This is a genomic window from Pokkaliibacter plantistimulans, assembly GCF_003194385.1.
GTDB classification, from domain to species: Bacteria; Pseudomonadota; Gammaproteobacteria; order Pseudomonadales; family Balneatricaceae; genus Pokkaliibacter; species Pokkaliibacter plantistimulans.
Genome location: NZ_LAPT01000154.1, coordinates 1 through 3,752 on the forward strand (window position 1 = coordinate 1; position 3,752 = coordinate 3,752).

Below are 3,752 nucleotides of genomic sequence, written 5' to 3' on the forward strand. Positions count from 1 at the left end.
AAATCATTGAGCCACTACACACCACGTAAGTCAGGGCAAAAGTCACAAACAAACAAGGCGACCCTGGGGCCGCCTAAGAAGGGCAACGCTTAACGGTTAGGCCGCAAGATGCTTGAAGATTTCTTCCAGACTGCTGGTCGCATCACCGAACAACATACGGGTGTTATCGCGGTAGAACAGGGGATTATCTACCCCGGCATAGCCAGAGGCCATGCTGCGCTTCAGAACGATAGTGGTCTTGCCGTGCCAGGGCTCAAGAACAGGCATGCCGGCAATCGGGCTATCGGGTACTTCTTGAGCAGCCGGGTTAACGATGTCATTGGCACCAATGACGATCGATACATCTACCTTGCTGAAGTCATCATTGATTTCCTCCATCTCATGCACGATGTCGTAAGGTACTCGTGCCTCCGCCAGCAGTACGTTCATATGCCCCGGCATACGGCCGGCGACGGGATGGATACCGAAACGGACATTGATGCCTTTGTCTCTCAGGCTCTTGGTGATCTGGAACACGATATGCTGCGCTTGGGCTACCGCCATGCCATATCCAGGAATGATGACGACTTCTTTTGCATTGACCAGCAGACCTGCTGACTCTTCAGGGTCAATCGACTGAATATCTTCCTCGCTACCTGCAGGGCCGCTGGATGCTGCACTGCTGACCGTTGTACCAAAACCACCGGCAATGACATTGAAGAATTTTCGATTCATGGCACGGCACATGATGTAGCTGAGGATGGCACCTGATGAGCCTACCAGAGCACCGATGACGATCAGCAGGTCGTTGGAAAGCATGAAGCCTGTCGCAGCTGCAGCCCAGCCCGAGTAGCTGTTCAGCATGGAGACAACAACCGGCATATCGGCACCGCCAATGGCCATGACCATGTGTACACCGAACGCCAGCGCTACCAGCGTCATGATAATCAATGCGGAGGTACCGCTACCCTGAGCTGAGGCCGATACGAAGCTAAAGCATTGCCACAGAGCGATGACCAGTAAGGCCAGGTTCAGCAGATGGCGGTTGGGTAATAGCAGGGGACGGCCGCCTACTTTGCCACTTAACTTCAGGTAGGCAACGATAGAGCCAGAGAAAGTCATAGCGCCTATCAATATACCCAGATAGGTTTCCACCGCATGGATGGACTGCTCGGCACCTTGCAGTGACGAGTCATGCCCGAGAAAGTTGGCATATCCAACAACCACGGCAGCGAGTCCCACCAGTGAATGGAGAATGGCTACCAGTTCTGGCATTTGGGTCATGGCGACCTTTTTGGCCAGAGTAATACCAATAGCTGCGCCAATGACAATACTGGCAATTAATATAAAGTAATTGTCGCTGACAATTCCTATTACTGTGGCAATTAGCGCAATGGCCATGCCAATCATGCCGTAATAATTACCACGACGTGCCGTTTCCTGATGACTCAATCCGCCGAGAGAAAGAATAAATAGAACTGTTGCGCCTAAATAGGCCGCATTGACCATGGTATGTGACATTTATCAATCCCTTATTTACGGAACATTGCCAGCATGCGCTGAGTAACGGCAAAACCACCGAAGATATTGATGCTGGTAAGCAGCACGGCAATCGCAGCAAAGAATACTACCCAGCCTGAAGGTGCTGATATTTGCAGCAACGCTCCAATGATGATGATGCTGCTGATGGCGTTGGTGACGCTCATGAGCGGTGTATGCAATGAAGGTGTAACGTTCCAGATCACCATGTAGCCGACAAAGCACGACAGGATGAACACGGTAAAGTGCCCCATAAAGGATGCCGGAGCAGTCATGCCTAATAAGAGAAAGACCAGAGCGCCCGCAATCAGCCACAAAGGTGAGCTGTGCTTATGTTCTTTCTTTTCTTCCTGTCTGGGCGCTTTGCTGACACTGGGCTTGGGTGCAGCAGGCTTGGCCGACAGTTTGGGCGCAGGTGGCGGGAAGGTGATCTCACCTGCTTTGACGACGGTGGCACCACGTACAACGTCGTCATCAAAGTTGATCTGCAGGATGCCGTCTTTGCCTGGCGTCATGTCGGTCAACAGATGACGCAGGTTGGTGGCATACAACTGGCTGGCCTGACTAGCGAGACGACTGGGTAGATTGGTATAGCCGATTAAGGTGACGCCATGTTTGACCACTACCTTATCGGCTTCGCTGAGCTTACAGTTGCCGCCTTGCTCTGCCGCAAGGTCAACGATCACACTGCCTTCCTTCATTGACTTGACCATGTCTTCAGTGATCAATTCAGGCGCTGGTTTGCCCGGAATGAGTGCAGTGGTGATGATGATATCCACGTCCTTGGCCTGTTCGGCAAACAGTGCCATCTCCGCCTCAATAAACTCCTTGGACATGGTCTTGGCGTAGCCACCGCTGCCTGAGCCATCCTCCTTGAAGTCGAGCATCAGGAATTCGGCGTCCATACTCTCGACTTGTTCCTTTACTTCCGGGCGAGTGTCAAAAGCACGTACGATTGCGCCCATGGACTTGGCTGTGCCGATGGCAGCCAGGCCTGCCACACCAGCGCCGATAACCAGTACTTTGGCCGGTGCAATTTTACCTGCAGCCGTAATCTGGCCTGTAAAGAAGCGTCCAAAGTGTTGTGCTGCTTCAACGACAGCCCTGTACCCAGCAATGTTGGCCATGGAACTTAGGGCATCCATTTTCTGTGCACGCGAAATGCGCGGCACCATATCAATAGCCAGAGCATTGATGTTCTTGCTGGCTAGCGTTTCGAGTAAGGCCGTATTTTGACCGGGAGCCATAAAGGAAACGAGCGTTTGACCTGCGTGAAGCAAGTCAGCTTCATGGACGTTGAGGCGCGGATGATGTTGTGGTGCTCGCACCTTAAGTATGATATCTGCGTTTTGCCACAGAGCCTGAGCGTCAGTAACGATCTCGACACCTACGGCGGCATAGTCCTCATCTCTATATTTGGCTGCTTCTCCTGCGCCAGACTCAAGAGAGATATGATATCCAAGCTTCTGCAACTGTGCGGCGACTTCGGGAGTAGTTGCTACCCTTGCCTCGCCATGGTGAATTTCCTTTGGTATCCCGATTTTCATCAATAACCTCCCAGGTATTTTTAAATAATTAAGTCAATTTAATGACGAGTTGTTTTTGTTTTAATTAAATGGCAGCCATTCACGATATTTTGAATGGCTAGGATTTTTTAGGCGAATTGGTGTGACAATGGATATCGAATAGCAGATATTGCTGCTATTGATTGAGAGTGAGTTGTTATTTTTTTAATTAGTTAATTTTTCATGTCGAATAGCGCTTTTTATAACCGGGCAGAATAGAAAAAACCATACAGTAATTCTGATCGTTTTTTTTTAATCATCAATTAAATTGATTTGTGCATAGCGGAAGTATCTATAATTAGAATGATTGATATGCGTATATCAATCCGTCTGATATGGGGTGGTTTAATTTAATGTTGCCCAGTCCCCTTGCCGCTGAAGAGCGCCTGAGAGCAGTGGTGGTAGGGTTTGGTTCAGGCTGAGAAGGATGTAACAAAGGTGTTGACAGACTCCCGGAAGTGCCTATAATGCGCCCCCACTGAACACGCAGCAACGCGCTGAGTGCTCCGGAAGAAAAAGAAGATGTTAAAATTCAGTACCTTAGCCGGCAACGGCGAATGCTGAAGAAAAGCCAAGCGAAAATGCGGCTTGACATCTTCCGGTGATTCGATAGAATGCGCACCTCTTCTTTACTGGTGGTTGCGATCACCAGCTGCTCTTTAAAAATCA

2 protein-coding genes are annotated in these 3,752 nt (G+C 50.0%); both read right to left on the bottom strand.

Going from position 1 to position 3,752, the window contains the following annotated elements; all coding sequences use genetic code 11:
- Positions 1–96: 96 nt before the first annotated feature.
- On the bottom strand, positions 97–1,500 hold the full coding sequence (gene pntB / locus WH50_RS24995; protein WP_104155729.1) for a Re/Si-specific NAD(P)(+) transhydrogenase subunit beta: 1,404 nt from the start codon (positions 1,498–1,500) through the stop codon (positions 97–99).
- An 11-nt stretch (positions 1,501–1,511) separates the two neighbouring features.
- Positions 1,512–3,065 carry a Re/Si-specific NAD(P)(+) transhydrogenase subunit alpha gene (locus WH50_RS25000; protein WP_110190114.1) on the bottom strand — a complete coding sequence of 518 codons (1,554 nt, stop codon included), beginning with the start codon at positions 3,063–3,065 and terminating at the stop codon, positions 1,512–1,514.
- Positions 3,066–3,752: the final 687 nt, after the last annotated feature.